This window comes from Vibrio sp. RC586 (assembly GCF_000176715.1).
Taxonomy (GTDB): Bacteria; Pseudomonadota; Gammaproteobacteria; order Enterobacterales; family Vibrionaceae; genus Vibrio.
Genome location: NZ_ADBD01000013.1, coordinates 477,116 through 504,113 on the forward strand (window position 1 = coordinate 477,116; position 26,998 = coordinate 504,113).

The following is a 26,998-nucleotide window of genomic DNA, read 5'->3' on the forward strand; positions in this document are numbered from 1 at the left end:
ACCTTGATCCATTTAACCGCAACATTGCACGCTAAAGCTGACCACAAACAAACCGTTCGCCAATTGGCGCAAGAAATGCTAGCACCAACCCGCCAAGAGCAGGGCTGCATGCGTTACGAACTTTTTGAACAACAAGCAACAGAAGGCATGTTTTTATTCCAAGAACAATTTGTTGATCAAGCCGCTTTTGACAACCATTGCCAAAGCGAACACTTTCAAAAATTCATTGCCGCTCTAGATGGCTTACTGGCAGAGGAACCCGTCCTGCAGTTTTATTCAGCACTAAACTAAAAATAGAAAAGGCACTTCAAGAGTGCCTTTTGTCCATTTCATATTGCAATTATTTGGCCGTTCAGGAAAGCACTTCCCTCAACCGCTCTTGAGCCACTTGCACTAACAGATCCGGCTGAAACTTGGAGATAAATCGGTTACACCCCACTTTTTGCACCATAGCTTCATTAAAATTACCACTGAGTGAGGTATTGAGGGCGATGTATAAATCTTTCATTCGCGGATCATTGCGGATTTCATGAGTTAACTTGTAACCATCCATCTCTGGCATTTCTGCATCCGTAATCATCATCAGCAGTTCTTTATAGATATTTTTACCTTGATCACACCATGACTTGAGCAGCAACAAGGCTTCTAATCCATCACGACACTCAATGATGTTCAAACCAAGCTGTGACAGCGTGTCTTTGACTTGATTTCTCGCCGTTGACGAATCATCCACAATCAATACGGTACGCCCCGTCATATCATTAAGTAATTCATGATCCAGCACTTCTTCAGAGATAGAAACATCGTAGTGGACTATCTCGGCCAATACTTTCTCAACATCAATAATTTCAACAATATGGGTATTGTCTTGTTCTTTGACATGCGTGATTGCCGTTAAGTAATTTGACCTCCCAGCCGTTTTAGGTGGGGGTTGAATCTCTGTCCAGGCGGTATTGATAATATTACGCACCTGCCCAACCAAAAATCCCTGAACAGTACGGTTATATTCAGTAATGATCAGATTTTCTTCCGTATCTTGAGCACGGCGGGGAGGAAAACCTATTGCAGAGCGTAAATCAATCACAGGCACTGGCTCACCACGTAACGATGCCACACCAGTAATATGAGGATGTGCGCCTGGCATTTTCGTTAAAAGAGGTACTTTGATGACCTCTTTGACTTTAAAAACGTTTATCGCAAAAACTTGGCGACTATTGAGGCTAAAAAGTAAAAGCTCCAATCGGTTTTCGCCGACCAGATTCGTCCGCTGGTCTACCGTGTTCAAAACACCTGACATACGAAATCCCGTTAAATAAATACCTTGGTGACAGTATAGTCCCAAAGTATGAATGTAAATGTAAGTAAGGTTGAATTTCTTACGATTCCAGTGATCAATTAACCTTCGACCACTTTCATTAAGAGTAGACCATCATAGAGCGCCTGCTTAATCAAAGCGGCACCTGGCATTGTAGCTTGCTTGTAAAAACGAGATTCCACTAGCTGTAAGTCTTGATGGTAGACAGGTAAACTTTGTTCGCGAATACACTGTTCAATTGAAGGGTATAAAACAGCCTTAGCTTGGTTAATTACTCCTCCAATCAACACTTTATCAGGGTTAAACAGGTTAATCACAATCGCGATAGCCACCCCTAAATAACGACCGAGTTGCTGAATAACATCAACCGCTAATGGATCGCCATCAGCCGCGGCTGCACAAATATCCTCAATCGAAATATCTTCAATGGCAGCAAGGCAGCTCGGTTCTCCTGCCATAATTCTCGCTTTAACTTGATCGCGAATAGCTTGTGATGAGGCCACGGTTTCTAAACAACCAGAGTTACCGCAGTGGCAGCGCTTACCTTTAGGATCGATCTGGATATGCCCAAGCTCACCTATGTTGCCATTCCGACCTTGTAACACACGGCCATCAAGCACAATGCCCGCCCCCAATCCATGATGAATAGAGATTAGCACTGAGTTATCAACATCTTGTGAATGACCAAATAGCTTTTCAGCCAAAGCCCAAGCTCGAGTATCATTGGCGACAAACACCGGCAAACCGGTAGCTTTATAGATTTCAGGTCCTAGAGCTAAGTTTTTCACATTGTAGTGAGGCATTTGTAACACAATGCCCTGTTCTGAATTGACCAATCCAGGCAAAGTAATTGCAATACTGGTTACACGATCTAGCTGCGCCGCATAGGTCTGAAAAAATTCTTCAATTTCGAACAGTAATCGAGCAAGGACATCTTCTTGATCGATTTCATGAATATCTATTTTGGTATCGATCAGTACTTCACCGCCCAATTCGTGCAAAGCAATCGTGAGATAGCCACGACCTAGGCGCATCGATAGAAATTGCCATCCCATATTGTTGGTTTGTAGCCCAACAGCTGGGCGGCCGCGACTGGTGGCCTCTTGAACTGTGGTTTCATGAATCAAATGGGCATCAATCAATTCACGAGTAATTTTGGTGATACTCGCAGGCGCAAGTTCACTCTCCTTCGACAAATCGATGCGAGAGATTGGCCCTTTTTGATCGATCAGTTTGTATACGCGGCCCGCATTGATCTGTTTGATGTGATCAATATGGCCGGGTTGAGCCATGTACATGCGGCGCTCCGAAATTCAACAACAAACCAATTTTTTTACTTTGCGAAGTAATTGTGAAGCGCTTTGTCAGATAGGCGTGACAAATATCACGCATATCCCTAGAAGTTTGTGTTTTCTATCCAATAATTTGTCTTTATTTCCCTATGACCTTGATTCGCACGGTATACCAAAACAAGGAGTTCCCACATCAAAGGAGCAATACCTCCCCTAAAAACATTAGGCACACCAAAAACGATCTAATCTCTCTGAGTCACTATACTTAACGCATAACTCGCCCCATGGTCACGTCTAAGGAACCTTGATATGAGCTCAACTCTACGCAGAACCAAAATCGTCACTACCTTAGGTCCATCCACCGAAAGCCCTGAAATGCTTGAAGCCATTATCCGCGCAGGTGCCAATGTGGTAAGAATGAACTTCTCTCACGGTACACCAGAGGATCATAAAAATCGTGCCAAAAGAGTACGAGAGATCGCCGCAAAATTAGGGCGTCACGTGGCGTTACTCGGAGATTTACAAGGTCCAAAAATTCGGGTGTCGACCTTTAAAGATGGAAAAATCACCCTCAATGAAGGAGAAAAATTCATCCTTGATGCCGATTTGGCAAAAGGAGAAGGCACTGTTGAAAGTGTTGGCATCGATTATAAAAAATTACCGCAAGATGTTCATCGGGACGATATCCTGTTACTGGATGATGGCCGAGTACAGCTACAAGTCATGCAGGTAGAAGCGAATAAAATCCACACTAAAGTGTTGGTTGGTGGCCCGCTCTCCAATAATAAAGGGATCAACAAAAAAGGCGGCGGATTATCGGCAGATGCGTTAACCGAAAAAGATAAAAATGACATTCGATTAGCTGCCGAAATTCAAGTGGAATATTTAGCGGTTTCTTTTCCTCGTAATGGAGAGGATATGAAATATGCGAGACGCCTTGCACAAGAAGCTGGGCTTCATGCACGCATGGTCGCCAAAGTCGAGCGTGCGGAAACGGTATCTTGTGATGAAAATATTGATGATATTGTACAAGCTTCCGATGTAATCATGGTCGCAAGGGGTGATCTTGGGGTAGAAATTGGCGACCCTGAGTTGATTGCTGTACAAAAAAAACTGATTTCTCGCGCCAAACGCCTCAATCGCGTGGTGATTACGGCTACTCAAATGATGGAATCGATGATCAATAACCCTATGCCAACCCGAGCCGAAGTTATGGATGTGGCCAATGCCGTCCTTGATGGCACTGATGCAGTCATGCTTTCAGGAGAAACCGCGGCAGGGAAATACCCCGTAGAAACGGTCAAAGCCATGGCAGAAGTCTGCGTTGGGGCAGAAAAAATGATTGAGTCAAATGAGCAAACCTATCGCATCAAAAGTGTCTTTCTCACAGCAGAAGAAGCGATTGCTATGTCGACCATTTATGCGGCTAACCACCTTAAAGGGGTTAAAGCCATGGTCACACTCACCGAATCAGGCCGTACCGCATTAATGACATCTAGACTCAACTCTGTATTCCCCATTTTTGCGATGTCAGCCAATCAAGCGACGCTCAATCGCTGTGCCTTGTTACGAGGGGTGATTCCGTTCTATTTTGACACTAAGCAAGCCAGCGGCTTAGAAGTCGCAATTGCTGCACTTGATGCTTTAAAAGAGCGAAAAATGCTAGAAGAAGGCGATCTTGTGATCATTACCCAAGGTGACATGATGGGGGTTGAGGGTTCAACCAACTGTATGCGTATCTTACCTGTTTACTAATCGGGAATGGATTAGTCATTAATCCATTAGAGAAGAAGGTCCCTGCGCCTTCTTCTCTAAACCTAGGGGAGGAATACTGTTTGGACATAATCGCTTGCGTAATTCATCCGCCTCACTGTACACCTTTAAAAAATGGTATCCCGCTTTTAAGCCAATTTCATAATCATGCAGCAGATCGTCAGAAGAGCTGAGCAACGAATTCGAGCGTAGTGGTTCACTCGGCATGATCTGTGCGATGAAAGTATCATCGTGATGGGCATCAAGAAAATCGCATGTCAAAGCATAGGTCTGGTAATGCACCATCAATAAATCGGCCAAACCAGCATCAAATTTACTCCCTAACAAATGACTGAGACGGTAAATATCATCAGCACCGAATAACCAACGGCCACCATTCAGTGCATCTAAATGTTTTTGCTCTTTTTTTTGCTCTCTCGCACGTAATTTTTGCTGCTGGAAAAACTCACTCCACTCATGTCGCCAGCCCATCCACTTATGCTGTAGTTGCTGCTGAAGATGATTTAATGGCTCTTTTAGCCAATGTGAAGACTCTGCATTTGTGGCTAATTCCGTGTTGGCATGTGGCTCTACAAATTCCGTTCGAATCACAGTAATAAAACGCGCTTCTTTACGCCAAGCTTCCTGCACTGGAATCGATGCCGAAACTCCTCCATCAATGTAATTTTTACCTCTTAACTGAATAGGCTCAGGACAAAGCTCAGGGATTGCGCACGTTGCCAACAATACTTGCTGCCAGTCAACTCCCAGCATAGGGAAATACACATCTTTCAGATCATCGGCGGAAGTCACTGCCGCATACGCTTTACGCTGACCTAGTACTTGACGCGCCATTCCTAAATCTAAGCGATAAGGGTATTCACTGATACAATCCAGTGCCCACTGCATATTCATGTACTGCTTACGACGAATGTAGCTAAACAGATGAAAAAATTCAGGGCGAGTAGTCAATTCTAAAATGAAAGCTTTACCCAACCCCGCTTGTCGAGAAAGGTAAGCACATAAATTTAAAGCTCCAGCAGAAGTCCCGTAAAATTCATGGTAGGGATCAAAATTCGACATAAGGAAAGCATCCAATACACCCGCAGTAAAGATGCCACGTTGGCCACCACCTTGAGCAACCAGAGCATGTTTACCACCAATGTATTTGGCTAAACGCTGAGTATCCAGCTCAGTCCTTGCATCAGAAACAACGCCACCACTCTTCATATGCAGGACACCTAAAGCTAATGTGTAATCGCGATTATTCCAAAGCAAACTAGAGCGGAGAGTGTGATCACAACAATAGATAGTGCAAACTTAAGATCTTGTTCCATGTTAACCTCCTTGGCCACATAACAAAGTAATAACATCTGTGTGAAGTATCTTCAAGATTTGCTGATTTATTGTGCACGGATATGCAGTTACTATCACAATGCCTCCTATCATCAATAACTTGGCTAGGATCTTAAGATGCGTCATATATACATCTTCACTATCAATGCATTACTTCTATTTTTCGCCCCTATTTCCGCTGCAGAATGGATGGTAACCCCCTTCATTGGCTACACACTAGGTGGAGATGTCATTGCTCAAACTGGCAATAAATACAATTTAGAAAGCTCTGGCAATTATGCTGTCGCTATCGAGGTGCCGTATGACAAAGGTCGGATTGGACTATTTTATTCAGCGCAGCCAACCCAAGTGGAAACACTGATCAGCCAAGATGCGAATATCCACTACCTGCATTTTCAAAGCAGCATCTACTATCCGACTTCGGATAAATTCTCTTCTTTCATCGGCCTAGGGATTGGTGGGGCATATACTGACGTTGAATGGGCTGATAAGAAATATGGCTTTTCAGCCACGGCTTTTGGTGGGGTTGAGTACAAAATCGCATCAAATATTGCTTTTAATGCCCAGCTACGTTGGTTAGGCACTATGGTAGATAACGACTCAAGCGCCATTTGTACTCTACCGTCTTCAGAAAGCTGCATCATAAAGTTTAAATCAGATTGGCTTAATCAAGGCTCTGCTCATATTGGGGTCACTATACGTTTCTAAGCCTAAGTTTTAACAATGCCGCAAAACAGGACATATCTTCTAAGGAGTGGCTACTTTTTAGACAGACACTCTTTAGGTGATATTAGATAGTTCTATCAGCGATGGAGTAGGCATTCAGTCACTTACGCTGCATTTACTCACAATTAAGTCATATTCTTCGACAAAAGCTATCGACAACAAAGAATACAACTCGGGATTAACAACAAACTAACAGATATAATCTATTGCCACCCACAACAGAAAACGGTAGTCTCGAATCATTGCGTAGCTGATTATTTCAGTTTTCGCAAACACACATCGCATAACTAAGAATTAAATCCTGGGTTTTCGCTCAGCACCCAATATATATAACTAACTTTTTGCAGAATCATGGATGATAGAGCAAAGGTTGGCCAGAAAAAGTACTGGTGACTTTCACTTTTCTCATCTTTGAATTCAGCGATCGCTGACGAAAGCTTCATACCCTAGGACATCACAAGGAGTTGTATATGAAGCGAGAACAGTGGGGATCCCGTGTTGGATTCGTATTAGCCGCAGTAGGCTCAGCTATTGGGCTGGGCAACATCTGGCGTTTCCCTTATATGGCATATGAAAATGGTGGGGGGGCCTTTTTTATTCCTTACCTTTTTGCCATGGTCACAGCGGGTATCCCATTCATGATCCTAGAGTTCAGTATGGGTCAAAAAAATCGTGGTTCAGCTCCCACCACTCTTGCCAAAATCCATTCTAAATTCGAGTGGCTAGGTTGGTTTCAAGTCGGTATCGCGGCCGTGATTGCCGTGTATTATGTCGCGGTGATTGGTTGGGCGATCTCTTATTTTGGAATGTCATTCACTCAAAGCTGGGGCAGCGACACTAATGCTTTCTTCTTTAGTGAATATCTGAAGCTAGGTGATAATTCCCCAACCAACTTAGGTAGCATTCAGTGGCACATCGCGTTTGCAATGCTGATCGCATGGATAATTACTTATGCCGCAATTGTCGGTGGGGTAAAAAAAGGGATTGAACGTGCATCTAAAATCATGATGCCAATCCTGTTTGTTATGGTGCTCATCCTCATCGCTCGTATGATTTTCCTACCCGGAGCTCTGGATGGGGTGAACTATATGTTCCAACCTGACTTCAGTAAGATTTGGGACGTGAAAGTTTGGGCGGCAGCCTACGGGCAAATTTTCTTCACGCTGAGCATTGGCTTCGCAATTATGCTGGCTTATTCAAGCTATCTACCAGAGAAGTCAGACATCACCAATAACGCGTTTATGACCGTATTGATCAACTGTGGCTTCTCTATCTTAGCCGGTATTATGATCTTCTCTGTTTTGGGTTATATGGCTCAAGAGCAAGGAAAACCATTGACTGAAGTGGTTTCAGCAGGTGTTGGTCTTGCGTTTGTTACGTTACCCGCCGCGATTAATCTACTTCCAATCCCTTACATCCTTGGTCCATTGTTCTTCTTGGCTCTTGTGGTTGCAGGCTTAAGCTCACACATTTCGATCATGGAAGCCGTCACCTCAGCCATTATTGACAAACTGGGTTGGAGCCGTAAAAAAGCCGCAAATATTGTTATAGGTACAGGTGTTTTAGTCTCAATGGCATTTGCGACCAATGGTGGCTTGTTATTGTTGGATCTAGTGGATCATTTCGCCAACAACGTTGGCATTATGGCAAGCTGTTTGGTGGAGTTAATCCTAATGACTTGGCTACTAAAAATCTCTGATGCACGTAAATATGTAAACAGCATTTCTGATTTCAGTGTGGGAGTTTGGTTTGATATTTGCCTACGCTTCGTCTCGCCAGTTATCTTGGCAATTATCGTGGCAACTAAACTGCAGACACTCTTCACTGAAGGCTATGGCGGTTACGATTTAACATTGGGTTGGGCGATCATTATCGCACTGCTGGTAATTGGAGTTTTCATCAACGCAGGTTCTCGCAAGGAGGCACACTAATGACACTCAGTGCAATTATTATGATGATCATTGGTCTTGGTATCACATGGGGTGGCGCCGCCATCTGTATCAAAAAAGCAATGGATAAATAATCCACATCCATAATGCGAAAAGGCCAGCTACAGACTGGCCTTTTCATTTTAGAAACGGTAGATGACTCCAAGCGCAGCACCTAATTGCAATTCGGCCCCACGGTAAAAGTTCACTTGTGGATTCAACTGGCCATAGATACCCACATTAGGCGCAACCGCCCAATCGAGACCAATCGGGACTCTAACTCCAAATTCATCTTCCCACTCAGCCCATGCACCCGCACCGACATACCAGTCGATGGACATCTGTGGTGAGGATAAGTCTCCTCGTTTGAACAGATAATCTGCCGCAATACCGTCATTACCAACAGTTAGCCGATATTGTTGCCCCAATTCAACAACTGCGCTAAGCCCTTGATCAAAAGCCATCCCAATCGCAACATCATTAGCCTTGGCAACGGTAATATTTGAAATGCATAACGCACCTAAAGCGATAAATTGAAACTTCACAATACATTCCCAAAAGTGATAGATAAGATGAACTGCTAATCTATTGCACTATCAAAAAAGGATGTCAGCCTGATGTCAACCGCAGTATGACCTCTGCAAAGAAAATGAAAACAGTACCTCATACTTACAATGAAGAACTTACTCCGAAACGTCATTCACCGGCACTATCGCACCATCAAGTTTTTCAATAACAAAGAGTCATTACTACCAGTGGTGATGGTTAATGAATGGCAATAAAAAAGGAGACCAACGGTCTCCTTTTCTCTAGGGGGAGGAATAAGATTAACCGTGGTTACGGATCCACTCATCCATTTCAGTTTTGAGGTTATCTGACTTGGTACCAAAGATGGCTTGAACACCGCCAGACACCATCACAACACCTGCAGCACCTAGCTTTTTCAGTTTGTCCTGATCAACCAGAGCAGTATCTGCAACGGAAACACGTAGACGAGTAATACACGCATCTAGGTTAGTGATGTTCGCTTTGCCACCAAAGGCCGCAACCAAATCACCCGCGAGTTCATTACCACTTGTTGCTGTATTACTTGTACTTTCATCTTCACGACCTGGTGTTTTCAGGTTCAAAGTACGAATTACGAAGGTGAATACTACATAGTAAAGAACAGCATAGCCGATGCCCAAACCAACCAACAGCAGCATATTTTCTGCACGTGGAGATTGAACAACGAAATCGATGAAGCCGTTAGAGAAGGTATGACCGTGAACCACACCCAATGCGTTAGTCAGAACGTAAGCCAGACCTGCCAATACTGCGTGCACTGCGTACAACACTGGAGCAACGAACAAGAATGCGAATTCGATTGGCTCAGTAATACCCGTTAGGAATGAGGTCAGAGCTGCAGAAGCCATGATACCCATTACTTTGGCGCGATTCTCAGGTTTTGCACAGTGAGCAATAGCAAATGCTGCTGCTGGCAGACCGAACATTTTGAATAGATAGCCACCAGCCAATTGGCCAAAACCGTTGCCTGCCGCACGAGATGCGTCATCCGCAGTTAGGAAACAAGTCATGATGCCGTGTACTGTTTCACCCGCACCGTTTACACAAGTACCAGCTTGGTAGAAGAAAGGTACGTTCCAAATGTGATGCAGGCCAAATGGGATCAGTGAACGCTCAACGATACCGTAGATACCAAATGCTGTTACAGGATCTTGGTTTGCCGCCCAGTCAGAGAAAGTGGCGATCGCAGAACCGATTGGCGGCCAAATGAATGACAGAACCACACCCAGTGCAATCGAAATAAAACCAGTGATGATTGGAACAGCACGTTTACCGGCAAAGAAGCCCAGGTATTCTGGCAGTTGAATTTTGTAGAAACGGTTGAATGACCAAGCTGCAACGCCACCCGCTAAAATACCACCCAGTACACCTGTCTCGATGCTTGCTACACCCATTACGGTTGCCATTACTTTCAAAGTAGCAACCATGATGCCGTAACCAACGATAGCAGACAGACCAGATACACCATCGTTGTTAGTAAAGCCTAGGGCAACACCGACCGCAAACAGCAATGGCATTTGACCGAAGACTGAACCACCTGCTTGCTCCATAAGATTCGATACAACTTCTGGCAACCAGCTAAAATTAGCAGCGCCGACACCCAGCAAAATACCGGCGACAGGCAATACTGATACTGGAAGCATCAGAGCCTTACCGACCTTTTGCAGAGTCGCAAAAGCGTTCTTAAACATGTTTATGCTCCTGATTAAATTATTAGAATAGCTGGGACTAACGACATACCCCCGTAGCCTAAATGTTAGTACCCAGTGAAAATGTAACCACTTTTTGCATTATATTTTCCGGCTCTAAATATATCTTGATACCCCTCAAATTTTCCAGTTTGAGATGAAATTAAGTTTCAAATTACTAATTAGATCACAATCGGAGAGAATTCATTTTCAACTAAAAAATGAATCTAATTATATGTTTTTTATAAAATAAATTATTGATGGCATTAATTTTACTAGGTAAATAAAATCGATCTAGATGTTATTTTTAGTAACAAAATTACAATCCAGCCAATTCAGCTCTATTTTTCAACAAATAGTGTAAACACTTAGCTAATCTGCGACTTAATATTTAATTGACGAATAAAAAAGCGAGCATCTGCTCGCTTTTTTATCTATTTAGGATTTTTATCGCAAAAAAAGATTTCTAAAGTTTTCTGTGGTTTGAAATGCAACTTCAGTCAGTGAAACACCTTTTAACTGGGCAATATAAGCCGCAACTTCTACGACATAAGCAGGCTGATTTTCTTTACCTCTATGTGGAACAGGAGCCAAATATGGAGAATCGGTCTCGATCAATAAACGATCTAAAGGTAAAGCTTTTACAACCTCTTTTAGTTCTGTGGCTTGCCGAAAAGTCACAATGCCTGAAATCGAGATATAAAAACCAAGCTCCATCGCCGCCTGTGCAAAACGCAAGTCTTCGGTAAAGCAGTGAATCACACCGCCACATCGTTCAGCATGCCCTTCTCTGAGCAGTTGCAAAGTATCTTGCTGGGCATTGCGAGTGTGAATAATGAGCGGTTTATTGCACGTAACTGCCGTTTCAATCTGCTGCTGAAAACGCAATTTCTGTAAGTCTGCCGTCTCCGGTTGGTAATGATAATCTAACCCCGTTTCACCTATCGCAACCACTTTAGGATGCTGCACATATTGGTGAAAAAGATCGAGAGAAAAGTCACTCTCCACATCCAGCGGATGAACACCACAAGAAGCATACACTTCAGGATAAGGTTCAATCAGTTGCAACATGTTAGGGAATGAGTCGAGTGTGACGCCGACTGACAATAGCAGCTCGACTTTCGACTGACGCGCTTTCTCAATCACGTCATTTACATCGACATGCAGCTCTTGGTAATCCAATTTGTCGAGATGACAATGTGAATCTACAAACATGTTTCCTCAGTAATAAATTGATAAAACCATTGCAACAACAGTAGTTCAGTATTCAAGCCAGTAAACTGGTTGAACTGCTCAATCAACGCCTCTAAAGCGGAAGTCTGTGCATAGAGTTTAGAGTAGGTAAATCTCTTCGCTAGTGATGAACTCACAGGCATGAAATAGTCTTGTTGTACCCCAAACTGGATTTTTTGTGCATCAGCAAGGGCACACCATATCCAATAAAGATGAGTCATTAAGTCTACGTTAATCAGAGAAATACACTTTAATTGCGCATTGGCATCGCCGCTCATCGCGGCATTTAAATGTGTTTCTATCTCGCGATACTTATCCACACCGCTCTCAAGCATAAATGCACGAGTCTTAATTGGTGAGTCAGCACAAAGGTGCAAAGCGTAAGCTGGGGCTTCAATCCCCTGCTCTTTTAACCATTGCAAGACCAACGCTGTTGAAGGTGCTGGCACTACCATTCTTTGACAACGACTTACAATCGTTGGTAACAGATAATTGATTCGCGAAGTGACTAGGATAAAGAGACAATGAGGCGCGGGCTCTTCAAGGGTTTTCAGAAGCGCATTTGCTGCCGATTCATTCATCGCATCGGCAGGATCAATGACCATCAAGCGATAGCCTGAGAGTTGTGATGACTCCTGAGCAATGCGGTTAATATGCCGAATTTGCTCAACCGTAATCGATTTACCCACCTTTTCAGGTTTAATGACATGATAATCAGGATGAGTTCCCGCCTGCATCAAACCACAGCTATGGCAGAAACCACAGGGTTCACTGTCGCTGCTCGTACACATTAAGGTACGGGCCATCTGCTCAAGCAAGCTTTCAATTCCTACACCATCAGGGGCTTGAATCAAGGTTGCAGATAACATGTTCCCAGCAGCTAACGCGGCTTGCCACGGCAACCAAACTGGAGCTAACCAAGGGTACAGCGAATTTATGTTAGACATAGTCAACACGGTTTAGCCAATCTTCAAGTGCCGTACGAATATCTTTCGAGACTTGCTCAATGGACTGCTCCGCATCGACCCAAATCACTGTATCGTCACACTCTGCCAATTCGAGATAACGCTGACGTGCACGCTCAAAAAAGCTTATATCCATTTTCTCTATGCGATCTAGCTCCCCACGTCCACGGGCACGCTCTAACCCCACTTTAGGATCAATATCCAAATACAAGGTGAGGTCAGGTTTAAAATCACCCAACGCGGTTTGTTTAAGGTTTTGCATCGTGCTTAGTGCAATCTGTCTTCCACCACCTTGATACGCTTGGGAAGACATATCATGGCGGTCCCCAACCACCCAAAAGCCTTGCGCTAACGCTGGTTTAATCACATTTTCAACCAATTGAACCCGTGCTGCGTACACCAATAATAACTCAGTAATGTCTTGTAGCTCTTCACCAGGGTGATCTTCTTTCACTAAAGCTCGCAGTTTTTCCGCTAGCACTGTGCCCCCCGGCTCACGGGTGCGTGTGATTTGCTCGATACCGTGCTGGTGCAAGGTCTCCACGATAACTTGAATGGCCGTACTTTTGCCTGCCCCTTCAAGCCCTTCTATTACGATAAATTTTGCGTTCATTGTTTCGTTCTAAGTTTTTTGAGATAAGCACGCACAGCACGATTGTGATCTGCGAGTGTTTTAGAGAAATTGTGTCCGCCTTCACCACTCGCCACAAAGTAAAGATAGTCACTTTGCTCTGGGTTTAATGCAGCATAGATAGATGCTTCGCCGGGCATCGCAATAGGCGTCGGCGGCAAACCGTTGATCACATAAGTGTTATAAGGAGTGCGGGCACGCAGATCTTTCTTACGGATATTACCATCGTACGTTTCACCCATACCGTAAATCACCGTTGGATCCGTTTGTAAACGCATACGCTTATTCAATCGATTAATGAATACCGCTGCAATACGCTCTCTTTCTTCCGCTATCGAAGTCTCTTTTTCGATGATCGAGGCCAGAATCAACGCTTCATAAGGAGTTTGGATTGGTAAACCCTCTTGGCGGTGTTCCCACGTCACTTGTAGAAACTTTTCTAATTTTTGATTGGCTCGCTTCAGGATCTCAATATCGCTCGTACCCTTAGTGAAGTGGTACGTTTCAGCGAGGAACAGCCCCTCCAGCTTCTCCTGCTCAATCCCCAAGATTTTGGCTATTTCTGTTTCAGACAACCCCGTCAGTTGATTCTCAACATTTTCATTATTTTCAAGGATCGCCCTCCACTCTTGAAAACGGCTTCCTTCCACAAAAGTAATCGAAAATTGATACTCCTTACCAGACACCAATAGCGCCAGAGCTTGCTCTAATGTCATCTCAGGTTGCAGTTTGTAGGTCCCCGCCTTGATTTTGGATAATTCTGGATGAAAACGGCGTACCCAGTCAGCAACAAAACTGTCTTTAATCCATTCTTGTTCCGTCAATACTATAAGTTCACGACTCAAGCTTGTGCCTGGGGCAATCGTGACAAGCTGCGCCTGCTCAATCCCTAGTGGCTGAGCAAGGTACTTATCCATCTGATTGACAAAATAAAAGTAGCCACCTGCCACAACACAGATCAGGGCAACAAAAACCAATACCAGCTTTTTAATCACGAATTACTACTCTCCTGAATTCGGCGCGTCATACTACCTATCGTATATTGCTGTGCACCAATTTGCTTTACTGGAGCAACTTCAAGCAACGCATTGGTGATGAAAACTTCATCCGCAGCCAACATAGACTCAAGCGCAAACTCATCAATGACCACAGGCCATCCTAAAAGTTTTGCAATATCCATCACGCATCGTCGCGCGATACCTGCGACTCCCGCATTGTTTAAACAAGGTGTAAAAATGTGCCCATCTTTACACCAAAATAGGTTGGCAACTGTCGTTTCAATCACTCTACCGTGTATATCCAAGCAGATACCATCATCAAATCCTGCCAGATCCATCTCTCGCTTAAGTAAAATTTGCTCAAGTCGATTATTGTGCTTATACCCCGCTAGCAGGGGATTTAACCCCATTCGCTGTTCACAAATACCTAATGCCACCCCAGTTTGACGCCATTGCTCATAATGAGAAGGAAAAGGAAAGGCGCTAATAGTAACACTGCTTTCACTCACTTGAGTAGGGCTGTAACCGCGCCCACCTACACCTCGGCTAATGTGTATTTTGAGCCCGGCTTTGGCATCGGGGCAAATCATTGACTCTAACCCCTCTATCACCCGACTCCAATCAGGTTGAGTGATATGTAGCGCATCAAGGCAGGCTTGCAATCGTGCTTTATGCTGCGGCCAGAGTTGAATTTGACCATACTTGGTCAGAATTGTCGTGAAACAACCATCACCATATTGAAAGGATCGATCATGAATCGGTACATTATTAAGCCTGTTACCATTAACCCAGTACATGATCTCACTCCATAAAAAGAAACGGCTCAATGCTATGCATCAAGCCGTCTTAACTCAAGTAAAGACTGATGAAGTTTTTACATGCGTTTGAAAATCAAGCTACCGTTAGTACCGCCAAAGCCGAACGAGTTACACATGGCGTATTCCATGTTCTCAACTTTACGTGCTACATGTGGCACCAAATCCACGCCTAAATCTTCTTCTGGATTATCCAGATTGATGGTTGGCGGTACGATTTGGTCAACTAAAGACATCACAGTAATGATCGCTTCCGCTGAACCTGCAGCACCTAACAAATGACCCGTCATTGACTTGGTCGATGAAATCAGCACTTGTTTAGTTCCAGCTTCACCCAAAGCACGTTTAATACCTTTGACTTCCGCAACGTCACCCGCTGGTGTAGAAGTACCATGAGCATTGACGTAGCCGATTTGCTCACCAGTCACACCTGCATCACGCATTGCAGCTTCCATCGCCAGCGCGCCGCCAGAGCCGTCTTCACTTGGTGAAGTCATGTGATAAGCATCACCCGACATACCAAAGCCAACCACTTCAGCATAAATTTTCGCGCCACGCGCTTTTGCGTGCTCGTACTCTTCTAGCACCATAACGCCGGCACCGTCACCAAGAACAAAACCATCACGATCTTTATCCCAAGGACGAGACGCTTTTTGCGGCTCATCGTTACGAGTTGACAGTGCTTTTGCCGCACCAAAGCCCGCCATACCCAGTGGTGTGGATGCTTTTTCTGCGCCCCCCGCCACCATGGCATCTGCATCACCGTAAGCAATCATGCGAGCCGCATGGCCAATGTTATGCAAACCTGTCGTACAAGCCGTTGAGATCGCAATGTTTGGACCACGTAGACCACGCATGATAGACAGATTACCCGCAATCATATTCACAATAGTCGATGGTACGAAGAAAGGGCTAACCTTACGTGGGCCTTTCTCCATTAGTGCTTGATGTCCGGTTTCAATCAACTCAAGGCCACCGATACCAGAACCAATGGCTACACCAATGCGTGCAGCATTTTCTTCATTAACTTCTAGGCCTGAATCTTCCAAAGCCTGAATACCCGCAGCAATACCATACTGGATAAACAAATCCATTTTGCGGGCATCTTTTTTTGACATGTACTGCTCGCAGTCAAAACCTTTTACTAGGCCTGCGAAACGAGTAGAAAAATTGGTAGTGTCGAAGTGCTCAATGTTGACGATGCCGCTTTGGCCGGCCAACAAGGCTTTCCAAGATGACTCTACAGTGTTGCCTACCGGTGACAACATACCCATGCCAGTGACAACAACGCGACGCTTGGACACGATAATATTCTCCGGAATTGAAATTGAAATGAGAGAGTTTTTGAGAACTAAGAAAAATTCAGGCGGCCAGTGAGCCGCCTGAGGAGAGATTACTGAGCGTTGCTGGTTACGTAATCGATCGCAGCTTGAACAGTAGTGATTTTCTCTGCTTCTTCATCAGGAATCTCAGTATCGAATTCCTCTTCCAGAGCCATTACCAGCTCAACAGTATCAAGAGAATCAGCACCCAGGTCTTCAACGAAAGAAGATTCATTCTTTACTTCTGCTTCGTCTACACCTAGCTGTTCAATAATGATTTTCTTTACGCGTTCTTCGATGTTGCTCATTTTTTCTTTTCCTTTACAGATTTCGCCTAATGCGATGATTCCGTAGTTTATTCGAACTAGGGAAAGTTGCAAGCGTGAGGTTTCTGGTCTAACCACAAATTAGGCGATTTTAACCGAAATTCACACCATTTTTGATATAAATCATGCATAAATATTGTGCATGTTACCTACATTTTTCACACAGTTTTGCCTCATACCACTCATATTTATATGACATCTAATGAGACAAAAAGGTTAGATCATGTACATACCACCATTAACATGCAATGTTTCGCCGGTGATGTATGCCGCTTCTGGCGATGCCAAGAAAACGACCGCAGAAGCAATCTCACGAGGATCCCCCAGTCGACCTGCTGGAACCTGCGCTAGTGTAGCAGTACGTTGCTCGTCATTCAGCGCTTTTGTCATATCTGTTTCGATAAAACCTGGTGCAACTGTGTTGACGGTCACACCACGCGATGCAACTTCACGCGCCATTGACTTTGTAAAGCCAATTACGCCCGCTTTTGCTGCCGCGTAGTTGGCTTGACCTGCGTTACCCATGGTGCCAACAACAGAGCCAACATTGATGATACGGCCTTGGCGTTTTTTCATCATGCCGCGCAGCACAGCTTTGGACAGGCGGAAAATAGAAGTCAGGTTGGTCTCCATAATGTCTGACCACTCTTCTTCTTTCATACGCATCAGCAGGTTATCGCGAGTGATACCAGCGTTATTCACTAGAATATCTACACCACCAAACTCATCAGTGATGGTTTTCAGAACCGCTTCAATCGATTCAGGATTGGTCACATTCAAGGCCATGCCTTTGCCATTGTCACCCAAGTAGTCACTGATCGCTTGCGCACCGCTTTCGCTGGTTGCCGTACCAATCACTTTGGCACCACGTTCAGCTAACAGTTCAGCAATCGCTTTACCAATGCCGCGGCTTGCGCCAGTCACAAGAGCAACTTTGCCCTCTAGATTCATGAATTGACTCATGTTTTTTTCCTGTTGTTATTTCACCGCATCCAAAGAAGCCACATCATTTACCGCGGCACCTTCAAGGGTTTTTACAATACGTTTTGTTAGACCAGTCAATACTTTACCCGGCCCCATTTCAATCAGCTTTTCGACACCTTGCGCGCTCATTTGTTCAACACACTCAGTCCAACGAACTGGGCTGTAGAGTTGACGAATCAACGCATCTTTAATTTTTGCCGGATCCGTTTCAGCCGCAACATCAACGTTATTGATGACCGGAATTTGTGGTGCATTGAATTCAAGCTCTGCTAAAGTTTTTGCCAATTCATCGGCAGCAGGCTTCATCAACGCGCAGTGTGATGGCACAGAAACAGGCAGAGGCAGAGCCCGTTTTGCACCCGCTTCTTTACACAAAACGCCAGCACGCTCAACGGCGTCTTTTTGACCCGCGATAACCACTTGGCCTGGAGAGTTGAAGTTAACTGGAGAGACCACTTCGCCTTGTGCCGCTTCTGCACAAGCTTTAGCAATCGCGTCATCTTCTAGACCGATGATCGCGTACATCGCACCCGTTCCTGCAGGCACAGCTTGTTGCATTAATTGACCACGCAGTTCAACTAGTTTGATCGCTTGTTTAAAATCGATCACGCCAGCACAGACTAATGCTGAATACTCACCTAAGCTGTGACCCGCCAATACCGCAGGTTGCTCCAGACCCAGTTGCTGCCATACGCGCCAAATCGCAACAGATGCTGCTAACAAAGCTGGTTGTGTACGGAAAGTTTGGTTTAGGTCTTCCACTGGGCCATCTTGAACCAGAGCCCACAGATCGTAGCCAAGAACTTCTGAGGCTTCTGCGAACGTTTGTTTTACAACATCATACTGCTGTGCAAGATCAGCAAGCATACCCACCGCTTGCGAGCCCTGACCTGGGAATACGATAGCAAACTTACTCATAAATCTTTCCTTCATCTAAGAATGGATAAGGAGTCTTACGACTCCTTAAAGTCAAAATTCATTGTGCGTTTAGAACTTCACCAGAGCAGAGCCCCAAGTGAAACCGCCACCAAAGGCTTCGAGCAGTAGCATCTGCCCACGCTTGATACGACCATCACGGACTGCTTCATCTAACGCCGTTGGCACGGTAGCCGCTGAGGTATTGCCGTGGCGATCTAACGTCACCACGACCTGCTCCAAGGACATCGAGAGCTTTTTCGCTGTTGCAGAAATAATTCGGTAGTTCGCTTGATGTGGTACCAACCAATCAAGCTCGGATTTATGCATATCATTGGCTTTTAAAGTATCTACTACTAGCTTAGACAGCTGAGTCACCGCAACTTTGAACACTTCGTTACCTGCCATGTGCAGCCATTTATCACTGTCGCCGCCACGAACAGGCACTTCAAGGCTTAGTAAATCGCCATACTCACCATCCGCATGAATGTGAGTAGAAAGAATGCCCGGCTCATTGCTTGCACCAATCACCACCGCGCCAGCACCATCACCAAACAAGATAATGGTTGAACGATCCGTAGGATCACAAGACTTCGATAGTGCATCGGAGCCAATCACGAGAATATTTTTGCAAACACCTGATTTTACATGCTGATCCGCAATCGATAAGGCATACATAAAACCAGAACAAGCGGCAGCTAAATCAAACGCAGGACAACCTTTAATCCCCAGCTTACCTTGCACTTGGCAGGCCGCTGACGGGAAAGTGTGGCTTGCACTGGTCGTGGCCACAATAATCATGTCGATGTCGTTTTTATCGATTCCCGCCATTTCTATGGCATTTTGTGCGGCATAGAAGGCCATATCGGCAACAGTTTCATTCTCAGCAGCAATGCGACGCTCGCGAATACCAGTACGAGCGACAATCCACTCATCACTGGTCTCTACCATTTTCTCTAAGTCTGCGTTAGTACGCACCTGAGATGGCAGGTAGCTGCCAGTACCTAAAATTTTGCTATACATGAAGACTAATAATGCCTCTCGAGTAAAACCGCTTCCAAACGATCGCTTATACGGCTGGGTACTTGTCGTTTCACCTCATGTACCGCTTCAGAAATCGCATTCACGACAGCGGATACATCAGCACTTCCATGACTCTTAATGACAATGCCGCGCAATCCTAGCAAACTTGCGCCGTTATACTGGTCGGGGTTCAGGGTTTTTAATTCAGTAAAAAGCTCAGAAAACAGTTTTCTTGCTATCCAACCCTTTATGGATGAGCCTAAAAGTGACTTTTTTAACTTATCGATAAAGAGTTGCGCCGTTCCTTCACACGCTTTAAGGCAAACATTCCCGACAAAGCCATCGCACACTATCACATCTGCCGCATCGGTTAACAGCTGATTACCCTCAATGTAACCAATGAAATTGATCGCTTGAGTTTGAGTCAGCATTTCTGCACAACGCTTAACCAGATCGTTACCTTTAATCTCCTCCGCGCCAATGTTTAAAATCGCAACACGTGGAGCTTGCTGTAAATGCTGTTCAGCGAGCGCGGCACCCATCACGGCAAATTGAAACAGAGAGTCTGCATCACTTGATACATTGGCCCCTAAATCAAGCATCCAGGTTTTGCGACCGGATACAGTGGGCAATGCAGAAACTAGCGCGGGACGATCAATACCTGGCAGAAGTTTGAGACGAAAACGCGATAGCGCCATCAGTGCACCGGTATTCCCACCACTGACACACGCATCCGCTTGATTATCAGCAACGAGATCTATCGCAATACCCATAGAGCTACCAGCACTGTGACGCAGCGCGAGCGAGGGTTTTTCAGAGTTGGAGATGACACGGTCACTGTGCTCAATACTTAAACGCGTATTGGCCGAATAACCAAGAAGAGAGAGCTGCTGAGCGATCTGATGTTGATCACCCACTAAGATCACTTTTAGCTCTGGGAAATGTGACAGTGCCTGCACGGCGGCAGGCACTGTCACGCGTGGACCGAAATCCCCGCCCATTGCATCAAGTGCAACGGTTAAATTTTGCAAAGGTCAACCTTACTTGTTGATAACCTTTTTACCACGGTAGTAACCTTCAGCGGTTACGTTGTGGCGCAGGTGAGTTTCACCTGAAGTTGCGTCTACAGATAGCGCTGCAGCAGTTAGCGCATCGTGTGAACGACGCATGCCACGTCTTGAACGTGTTTTACGGTTTTGTTGTACGGCCATGGACCCTACTCCTATGTTAAGAATGCTTAGCGAATTACTTCTTCAAGCTTTTTAAAACATCGAATGGATTCGGCTTCTCTTCCAAAACTTCTTCCGGAAGTTCACCAAATACCAAATTGTCTGAATCAACGCTACAATCCGCTTCGTCGTGCATTGCTACTTGAGGCAAATTTAAGATGAACTCGTCTTCAACTAACTGAACTAGGTCAACCTCGCCAAACTCGTTTAGATCTACCAAATCATACTCGTCTGGGGCGTCTTCTTCACTTTTACGACCTAAATAAGGGGTATAAGTAAATTCAACTTCACACTCGTGTGCGAAAACCTCGTTACAGCGCTGACACTCTAAATCAACTTCGATGTTAGCTTTACCAGAGATAACAACCAGTTGCTGTTCATCAATCTCAAATGACAATGAAACTTCAGCGTCGCGTTTAACGCCTGCGACTGACTCCTCTAAGCGCTTGAACAGATTAACTTGGATGATGCCATCAAAGTCTAATCTTTTCTGAGCGGCTTTAGCCGGATCAACCGTTCGCGGTATTTTTACCTTTTGCATAGGGCGCGAATATTATCTTCCAAAACAGATTTAGTCAAAGAAAAAGGCAAAAAACTTGGTTTTTTTTCCCTTTCCACAGAGAGCATTATGAACAGCGCATTAGGATAAGTTATGCTGCTGCCAAACACGCGATGATTGTAAAGTAAAATGCAAAATTACCAACTAGTTTTAGCTTCCACTTCTCCATTTCGCCAACAAATTCTGGCGAAACTGAAGTTGCCTTTTATCACCGCCAAGCCAGATTGCGATGAAACCCCGTTAATTGGTGAAACACCAGAGCATTTAGTCATGCGTTTAGCGGAAAACAAAGCGCGCAGTTGTTTTTTAGAGGAACCAAGCTTAGTGATTGGTTCCGATCAGGTTTGTGTGATCGATAATGAAATCATCGGCAAACCTTTAACCACTGAAAAAGCTGTCGAGCAACTTTTACGTCAAAGTGGCAAGGCCATTACTTTTTATACGGGTTTAGCGCTTTTTAACAACCAAACTCAGCAAACTCATGTCCTTTGCGATACCTTCACTGTTCATTTTCGAACCTTATCTGAAAGTATGGCTAGACGTTATGTTGAAGCTGAACAACCACTGCATTGTGCTGGTAGTTTTAAAAGTGAAGGCTTAGGAATTGCGCTGTTTAAGCGATTGGAAGGCGACGACCCCAATTCTCTCATCGGTTTGCCGCTGATTAAGCTGATTCAACTACTTGAACAAGAAGGCCTAAACGTCATCTGATTTTTTGCTTATGCTTTAAGCCTGACGCATTTTAGCAAGAGCTTGCTCAAGATGCTCCTCAAGCGGAGCGTGAATCTCCATTTTCTCCTCACTGGCCGGATGAACAAATTGAATGTTGGCCGCATGCAAGAATAAGCGCTCAATACCAAACTTTGCCGTGTAAGCATCAAACCGACGATCGCCGTAACGGTCATCCCACGCGATCGGATGCCCCATGTATTGAGTATGTACACGAATTTGGTGAGTGCGCCCAGTCACAGGACTCGCTTGTACCAAGGTCGCTTCAGTAAACTTCTCCAGAATACGGAATCGGGTTTCAGACGGTTTACCGTTAGGGTTGACTCTTACAATGCTATTGACTTCGTTTTTGAGCAGCGGCGCATTGACTACTTTGCACTCTGCATCCCAATGCCCCATCACTAAGGCGTAGTAGTATTTCTGTACTGTTTTCTCACGAAACTGAGCCTGTAAATGGCGCAGCGCTGAACGCTTTTTAGCGACCAGTAAAATGCCAGAGGTATCACGGTCAATACGATGTACTAACTCCAGAAAACGAGCTTGGGGTCGCAAAGCGCGCAACGCCTCAATCGCACCAAAGTGTAAACCACTACCACCATGAACTGCTGTACCCGATGGCTTATTTAGGATCAGCAGATGATCATCTTCATAAACAATACAGTGTTCCAACTCCGCCACTTTGTTGAGCTTGGTACTGGGCGGTGTTGCTTCATTTTCTTTTACTTCAACCGTCACCGGTGGAACGCGCACCACATCCCCCGCTTCTAGTTTATATTCGGCTTTCACGCGTTTTTTGTTCACGCGCACTTCACCCTTACGCAGAATTCGATAAACCACGCTTTTCGGAATTGTTTTTAATTGGTTGCGCAAAAAGTTATCAATGCGCTGACCAGCCATGTCTTCATCAATGTCGATGAACTGGACTTGAGTTCTGATTTCGTTCATGCCGCTATTCTATCTGGAATCTTGTTAAAGTCACATTTTCTTAGAAACAAAAAGACATTTTTCATGCGCCCTAACCGCGATTTGTTGGCAAATTAACCCTGCTTACATCAGGGCTGCTGTACAATCTGAATGCATCCTTGCTATGCAAAGTACTCTTAGTCATCATTATCTTTACTTAACAATAAGTTACCACCAGCACTTTTTGTAATCTCCCGCAAATAATTCGCGCTACATAGCAAAGCTGATTGCTGACGTTCACTGTCACTGCTATAGTTCACAGCTGCAAGAGCTGAACTGGTGGCATTTTGTTCTTTACCGTTCAATTTCTAGCAAGTTAATGAGTAGTCAGTCGAAAAATTGAGTGCAGCACACGGCGTAAGACACACAGTTTGAGGCTTTTTGTTGCTCTACTCATCGCCTTTTCATGTTGAGTACCCACCGCCTTTATAGCGGATCACAGGCAATCGTATGCTTGTGAATACTGTTGTGCCCCAGAGCATCCCCTCCAGCCGGGAGGCTGTACCGAATAAGCCATGGGATCAGGCACCGTGAAAACGAAACACGGCAACAAAAAAGAATCAAAACTATATTAAGAAAATGAGATTTCTAAATGAAAAGAATGTTAATTAACGCAACTCAAAAAGAAGAGTTGCGTGTCGCGTTGGTCGATGGCCAACGTCTGTTCGATCTGGATATTGAAAGTCCGGGGCACGAATCGAAAAAAGCAAATATCTATAAAGGCCGCATTACCCGTATTGAACCTAGTCTAGAAGCCGCATTCGTTGATTACGGTGCTGAAAGACACGGTTTCCTCCCTCTCAAAGAAATTGCTCGCGAATACTTCCCTGATGGTTACAGCTACCAAGGTCGTCCAAACATCAAAGATGTTTTGAACGAAGGTCAGGAAGTGATCGTGCAAATCGAAAAAGAGGAGCGCGGTAGTAAAGGTGCGGCACTCACCACCTTTATCTCTCTAGCGGGTAGCTATCTTGTTCTTATGCCCAACAACCCTCGTGCTGGCGGTATTTCTCGCCGTATTGAAGGTGATGAACGCACTGAACTAAAATCGGCACTCAGCTCACTTGAACTACCACAAGGTATGGGGCTTATCGTCCGTACTGCAGGCGTTGGAAAAAGTGCCGAAGAGTTAGAGTGGGACTTAAACGTACTACTTAAGCACTGGGGTGCCATCAAGCAAGCGTCTGATTCAAACCCTGCACCGTTCCTTATCCACCAAGAAAGTAACGTGATTGTTCGTGCAATCCGTGATTACTTGCGTCGTGATATCGGTGAAATTCTTATCGACAGCACCAGCATTTACGAACGTGCTCTTGAGCATATTCGTTTGGTGCGCCCTGACTTCGTTAACCGTGTTAAGAAGTACGATGGCGAAGTGCCGCTGTTCAGTCATTTCCAAATCGAAAGCCAGATTGAATCGGCTTTCCAACGCGAAGTTCGCCTGCCTTCTGGTGGTTCAATCGTTATTGACCCAACGGAAGCCTTGACGTCTATCGACATCAACTCAGCACGCGCAACCAAAGGTGGCGATATTGAAGAGACCGCTCTCAATACCAACCTTGAGGCTGCTGATGAGATCGCACGCCAACTGCGTCTACGTGACTTAGGTGGCCTAGTCGTTATCGATTTTATCGATATGACACCTGTGCGCCACCAACGTGAAGTAGAAAACCGTCTACGTGAAGCCGTACGTGTTGACCGCGCTCGTGTTCAGATCGGCCGCATTTCACGCTTCGGTCTGCTTGAGATGTCACGCCAACGCTTGAGCCCGTCTCTGGCAGAAGCTAGCCACCACATCTGTCCTCGTTGTACAGGAACTGGGGTGATTCGTGATAACGAATCTTTGGCACTGTCGGTTCTGCGCTTAATTGAAGAAGAAGCACTGAAAGACAACACCTCGCAAGTACTTGCGGTGGTACCCGTGTCTATTGCTTCTTATCTGTTAAACGAAAAGCGTCGCTCAATCAACCACATTGAAAAAGCGCAACAAGTTCGTATCACTATCGTGCCAAATTCCGATATGGAAACGCCACACTTTGAAGTGATCCGAGTGCGTGACGGTGAAGAACAGGACATCCTGTCTTACCTGATCCCGAAAAAGCTGGAAGCGATGAAAGAAGCGGAAGGCAAAGAAGTTTTAGATGTTGATCTGAAACCAAAACGCATTGAAGAACCTGTACTGAAAGGTTTTGCTGCACCAGCAGAAGCCGTACCAGCTCCAGCACCTAAGCCAAAAGCTGAGCCACAAATCGTTACTGAAGTGGTGAAGCCTGCACAACCTGGTCTGTTTAGTCGTCTGTTTAAAGCGATTGCGAACCTGTTCTCTTCAGCACCAGTTACAGCACAAACCGAGACTCCGGTTGTACAAACGGGTGAACCTGAGAAACCTCGTCGTGAACGCAACGAACGTAACAATGATCGTCGTCGTAACCCTCGTGATAGAAACCGCCGTCGTGGTAATGAGGAAAATGGCGAACGTAATGAACGTAGTGATCGTAACGATAAAGAAGGCTCAAGCAATCAACGTAAGCCGCAAGATCGTAAACCGAAGCAAGAACGTGGTGAGCGTACTGAACGCCCAGAAACGGATCGTCCAGAACGCCAAGATCGCCGCAACAAGCGTGATGAGAGCAAAACCGCTAAGCTGCTAGAGCAAGGCCGTCAATTAGCGGCAGAGGCTCAGCAACAAGACGTAAACGTAAAAGCGACAGAGCCAAAAGAAGAAAAGGCGGCTGTTGTGAAAGAGCGTCGTCAACGCCGTAAGCTGACTAAGCAAATTCGCGTGAAAGATCAAGTGGCAACTGAAGAGCTAGACCTTCTGCAAACTGCACCTATCAGCAATGAGTTTGAAGCGCCTGCATCTGTTAATTTGACAGCAACAGAAGATTACGCAGACTCAGCTCAAGACGATAGCGAAGATGATCAGAAACAGCGCCGTAACCGCCGTTCTCCACGCCATCTACGCGCGAGTGGTCAACGTCGTCGTCGTGGTCGTGATCGTCGTCCTAACCCGTTCCGTCTACGTAAAGGGGGGGTTGCCTCTCCTGAGATGGCGATGGGTAAAGTGATGCCTCGCTACGATTTAGCTCCGCGCCCACAATCACGCCATGAAACAACTGAAGTAGCTCAACATGTGACACATGTCACTCCATCGGTTGTGGTAGAAAGTGTAGTCGAAGAAACTCTACGGACTTTAGGTGGCTTTGCTTTCCCAGAAATGGCAATGGGTAAAGTGATCCTACGCCGCGAACCTGCTGTAGCTGAACCAGCTCCAGTCATGCAAGAGCCTGCGGTTATTGCAGAGCCCGTGTCTGAAACTGTTGTAGAGCTAGGTGAGCAAATCATAATTGAAGCTCCAGTGGTGAATGAAGAAGAAGCTACTCCTGCAGTTCAACCTGTTGTTGCAGATAAAGTAGTTACCGAAAAACCAGCTGAGCAAATTAAAGTTGTGAATCCTGCGAAAGCGAGCAACACAAAGCTCACGGCTAAAGCTGTAATCGAGCAACCTAGTGCATCATCACCGATGACTAAAGCGCCGGGTTCACAAGAGATCAGTGAAGTGTTGGTGAACGCAGCACCACTACGTGCAGAGCGTTATCAGGCACGTGGTGCAGGTAGTCAAGTTGCACGCAATCAAGCCAACGCAGCTATGGCCAAACCACAAAGCTTCTCATAGGTAAAA

General features: G+C 45.2%; 27 protein-coding genes. 7 read left to right on the forward strand and 20 right to left on the reverse strand.

The window, feature by feature from the left end; translation table 11 throughout:
• The first annotated feature begins 3 nt into the window (after window positions 1-3).
• On the forward strand, window positions 4-291 hold the full coding sequence (locus VOA_RS03440) for a putative quinol monooxygenase (RefSeq protein WP_000581593.1): 288 nt from the start codon (window positions 4-6) through the stop codon (window positions 289-291).
• 61 nt (window positions 292-352) lie between these two features.
• Here VOA_RS03440 and VOA_RS03435 read toward each other — a convergent pair whose 3' ends face one another.
• Together VOA_RS03435 and mlc are read right to left on the reverse strand one after the other, a co-directional pair.
• The gene (locus VOA_RS03435) at window positions 353-1,297 is read right to left on the reverse strand and encodes a chemotaxis protein CheV (protein WP_000017257.1); all 945 of its coding nucleotides are present in this window, start codon (window positions 1,295-1,297) and stop codon (window positions 353-355) included.
• 98 nt (window positions 1,298-1,395) lie between these two features.
• Window positions 1,396-2,613, reverse strand: coding sequence for a sugar metabolism global transcriptional regulator Mlc (gene mlc, locus VOA_RS03430; RefSeq protein ID WP_000281800.1), 1,218 nt, complete (start codon window positions 2,611-2,613; stop codon window positions 1,396-1,398).
• A 303-nt stretch (window positions 2,614-2,916) separates the two neighbouring features.
• Here mlc and pyk point away from each other — a divergent pair, with 303 nt between their 5' ends.
• Window positions 2,917-4,362 (forward strand): pyruvate kinase, encoded by a 1,446-nt coding sequence (pyk, locus tag VOA_RS03425; protein WP_000099580.1) that lies wholly within the window; start codon window positions 2,917-2,919, stop codon window positions 4,360-4,362.
• Between the two features lie 18 nt (window positions 4,363-4,380).
• On the opposite strand, the gene VOA_RS03420 is transcribed toward pyk, so the two are convergent.
• The gene (locus tag VOA_RS03420; protein ID WP_000834954.1) at window positions 4,381-5,589 is read right to left on the reverse strand and encodes a patatin-like phospholipase family protein; all 1,209 of its coding nucleotides are present in this window, start codon (window positions 5,587-5,589) and stop codon (window positions 4,381-4,383) included.
• Window positions 5,590-5,606: 17 nt separating this feature from the next.
• Window positions 5,607-5,732, reverse strand: a complete 126-nt coding sequence (gene cydH, locus VOA_RS20530) for a cytochrome bd-I oxidase subunit CydH (protein ID WP_032468378.1) — start codon at window positions 5,730-5,732, stop codon at window positions 5,607-5,609.
• Between the two features lie 100 nt (window positions 5,733-5,832).
• Between cydH and VOA_RS03415 the strand changes: the two genes are divergently transcribed.
• The 3 genes from VOA_RS03415 to VOA_RS19930 all read left to right on the forward strand — a co-directional run bounded on the left by VOA_RS03415 (window position 5,833) and on the right by VOA_RS19930 (window position 8,464).
• On the forward strand, window positions 5,833-6,423 hold the full coding sequence (locus VOA_RS03415) for an outer membrane beta-barrel protein (RefSeq protein WP_001216080.1): 591 nt from the start codon (window positions 5,833-5,835) through the stop codon (window positions 6,421-6,423).
• A gap of 488 nt (window positions 6,424-6,911) precedes the next feature.
• Entirely contained in the window at window positions 6,912-8,372 is a 1,461-nt protein-coding gene (locus VOA_RS03410) for a sodium-dependent transporter (RefSeq protein ID WP_000818007.1), read from the forward strand.
• Window positions 8,372-8,464, forward strand: coding sequence for a MetS family NSS transporter small subunit (locus VOA_RS19930; RefSeq protein WP_000175493.1), 93 nt, complete (start codon window positions 8,372-8,374; stop codon window positions 8,462-8,464). The genes VOA_RS03410 and VOA_RS19930 overlap by 1 nt, the downstream gene beginning before the upstream one ends.
• A 48-nt stretch (window positions 8,465-8,512) precedes the next feature.
• Here the strand turns inward: VOA_RS19930 and VOA_RS03405 are convergent, their stop codons facing one another.
• The 15 genes from VOA_RS03405 to yceD all read right to left on the reverse strand — a co-directional run bounded on the left by VOA_RS03405 (window position 8,513) and on the right by yceD (window position 21,606).
• Window positions 8,513-8,914, reverse strand: a complete 402-nt coding sequence (locus VOA_RS03405; protein WP_000671752.1) for a hypothetical protein — start codon at window positions 8,912-8,914, stop codon at window positions 8,513-8,515.
• Between the two features lie 282 nt (window positions 8,915-9,196).
• Window positions 9,197-10,627: a PTS glucose transporter subunit IIBC gene (ptsG, locus tag VOA_RS03400; RefSeq protein ID WP_000475733.1), complete on the reverse strand. Its 1,431-nt coding sequence runs from the start codon at window positions 10,625-10,627 to the stop codon at window positions 9,197-9,199.
• Between the two features lie 444 nt (window positions 10,628-11,071).
• A complete protein-coding gene (locus VOA_RS03395) occupies window positions 11,072-11,839 on the reverse strand; it encodes a TatD family hydrolase (RefSeq protein WP_000497165.1) in 768 nt (255 codons plus the stop codon).
• Complete coding sequence (locus tag VOA_RS03390) at window positions 11,830-12,804, reverse strand: DNA polymerase III subunit delta' (RefSeq protein ID WP_000065506.1); 975 nt, start codon at window positions 12,802-12,804, stop codon at window positions 11,830-11,832. The genes VOA_RS03395 and VOA_RS03390 overlap by 10 nt, the downstream gene beginning before the upstream one ends.
• Window positions 12,797-13,435, reverse strand: a complete 639-nt coding sequence (gene tmk, locus VOA_RS03385) for a dTMP kinase (RefSeq protein ID WP_000991922.1) — start codon at window positions 13,433-13,435, stop codon at window positions 12,797-12,799. Before tmk ends, VOA_RS03390 begins: the two co-directional genes overlap by 8 nt.
• Entirely contained in the window at window positions 13,432-14,448 is a 1,017-nt protein-coding gene (mltG, locus tag VOA_RS03380; RefSeq protein WP_000592346.1) for an endolytic transglycosylase MltG, read from the reverse strand. Before mltG ends, tmk begins: the two co-directional genes overlap by 4 nt.
• Window positions 14,445-15,248 (reverse strand): aminodeoxychorismate lyase, encoded by an 804-nt coding sequence (pabC, locus tag VOA_RS03375; protein WP_000289953.1) that lies wholly within the window; start codon window positions 15,246-15,248, stop codon window positions 14,445-14,447. The genes mltG and pabC overlap by 4 nt, the downstream gene beginning before the upstream one ends.
• Before the next feature lie 77 nt (window positions 15,249-15,325).
• Window positions 15,326-16,570, reverse strand: a complete 1,245-nt coding sequence (gene fabF, locus VOA_RS03370) for a beta-ketoacyl-ACP synthase II (protein WP_000044696.1) — start codon at window positions 16,568-16,570, stop codon at window positions 15,326-15,328.
• Window positions 16,571-16,659: 89 nt separating this feature from the next.
• On the reverse strand, window positions 16,660-16,896 hold the full coding sequence (gene acpP / locus VOA_RS03365) for an acyl carrier protein (protein WP_000065129.1): 237 nt from the start codon (window positions 16,894-16,896) through the stop codon (window positions 16,660-16,662).
• A 234-nt stretch (window positions 16,897-17,130) separates the two neighbouring features.
• Window positions 17,131-17,865 (reverse strand): 3-oxoacyl-ACP reductase FabG, encoded by a 735-nt coding sequence (fabG, locus tag VOA_RS03360; RefSeq protein ID WP_032468412.1) that lies wholly within the window; start codon window positions 17,863-17,865, stop codon window positions 17,131-17,133.
• A 27-nt stretch (window positions 17,866-17,892) separates the two neighbouring features.
• Window positions 17,893-18,816 carry an ACP S-malonyltransferase gene (fabD, locus tag VOA_RS03355; RefSeq protein ID WP_000032626.1) on the reverse strand — a complete coding sequence of 308 codons (924 nt, stop codon included), beginning with the start codon at window positions 18,814-18,816 and terminating at the stop codon, window positions 17,893-17,895.
• A 69-nt stretch (window positions 18,817-18,885) separates the two neighbouring features.
• Window positions 18,886-19,836, reverse strand: a complete 951-nt coding sequence (locus tag VOA_RS03350; RefSeq protein WP_000287011.1) for a beta-ketoacyl-ACP synthase III — start codon at window positions 19,834-19,836, stop codon at window positions 18,886-18,888.
• 5 nt (window positions 19,837-19,841) lie between these two features.
• Window positions 19,842-20,867: a phosphate acyltransferase PlsX gene (plsX, locus tag VOA_RS03345; RefSeq protein WP_001180561.1), complete on the reverse strand. Its 1,026-nt coding sequence runs from the start codon at window positions 20,865-20,867 to the stop codon at window positions 19,842-19,844.
• A 9-nt stretch (window positions 20,868-20,876) separates the two neighbouring features.
• Window positions 20,877-21,047: a 50S ribosomal protein L32 gene (gene rpmF / locus VOA_RS03340; RefSeq protein ID WP_000290732.1), complete on the reverse strand. Its 171-nt coding sequence runs from the start codon at window positions 21,045-21,047 to the stop codon at window positions 20,877-20,879.
• A gap of 34 nt (window positions 21,048-21,081) precedes the next feature.
• Entirely contained in the window at window positions 21,082-21,606 is a 525-nt protein-coding gene (gene yceD, locus VOA_RS03335) for a 23S rRNA accumulation protein YceD (RefSeq protein WP_001174444.1), read from the reverse strand.
• Window positions 21,607-21,753: 147 nt separating this feature from the next.
• Here yceD and VOA_RS03330 point away from each other — a divergent pair, with 147 nt between their 5' ends.
• Entirely contained in the window at window positions 21,754-22,335 is a 582-nt protein-coding gene (locus VOA_RS03330; protein ID WP_001181920.1) for a Maf family protein, read from the forward strand.
• 15 nt (window positions 22,336-22,350) lie between these two features.
• Here the strand turns inward: VOA_RS03330 and rluC are convergent, their stop codons facing one another.
• Window positions 22,351-23,298 carry a 23S rRNA pseudouridine(955/2504/2580) synthase RluC gene (gene rluC / locus VOA_RS03325; protein WP_001002876.1) on the reverse strand — a complete coding sequence of 316 codons (948 nt, stop codon included), beginning with the start codon at window positions 23,296-23,298 and terminating at the stop codon, window positions 22,351-22,353.
• Window positions 23,299-23,908: 610 nt separating this feature from the next.
• On the opposite strand from rluC, the gene rne reads away from it, so the two are divergent.
• On the forward strand, window positions 23,909-26,992 hold the full coding sequence (gene rne, locus VOA_RS03320; RefSeq protein WP_000827328.1) for a ribonuclease E: 3,084 nt from the start codon (window positions 23,909-23,911) through the stop codon (window positions 26,990-26,992).
• The last annotated feature ends 6 nt before the right edge of the window (window positions 26,993-26,998 follow it).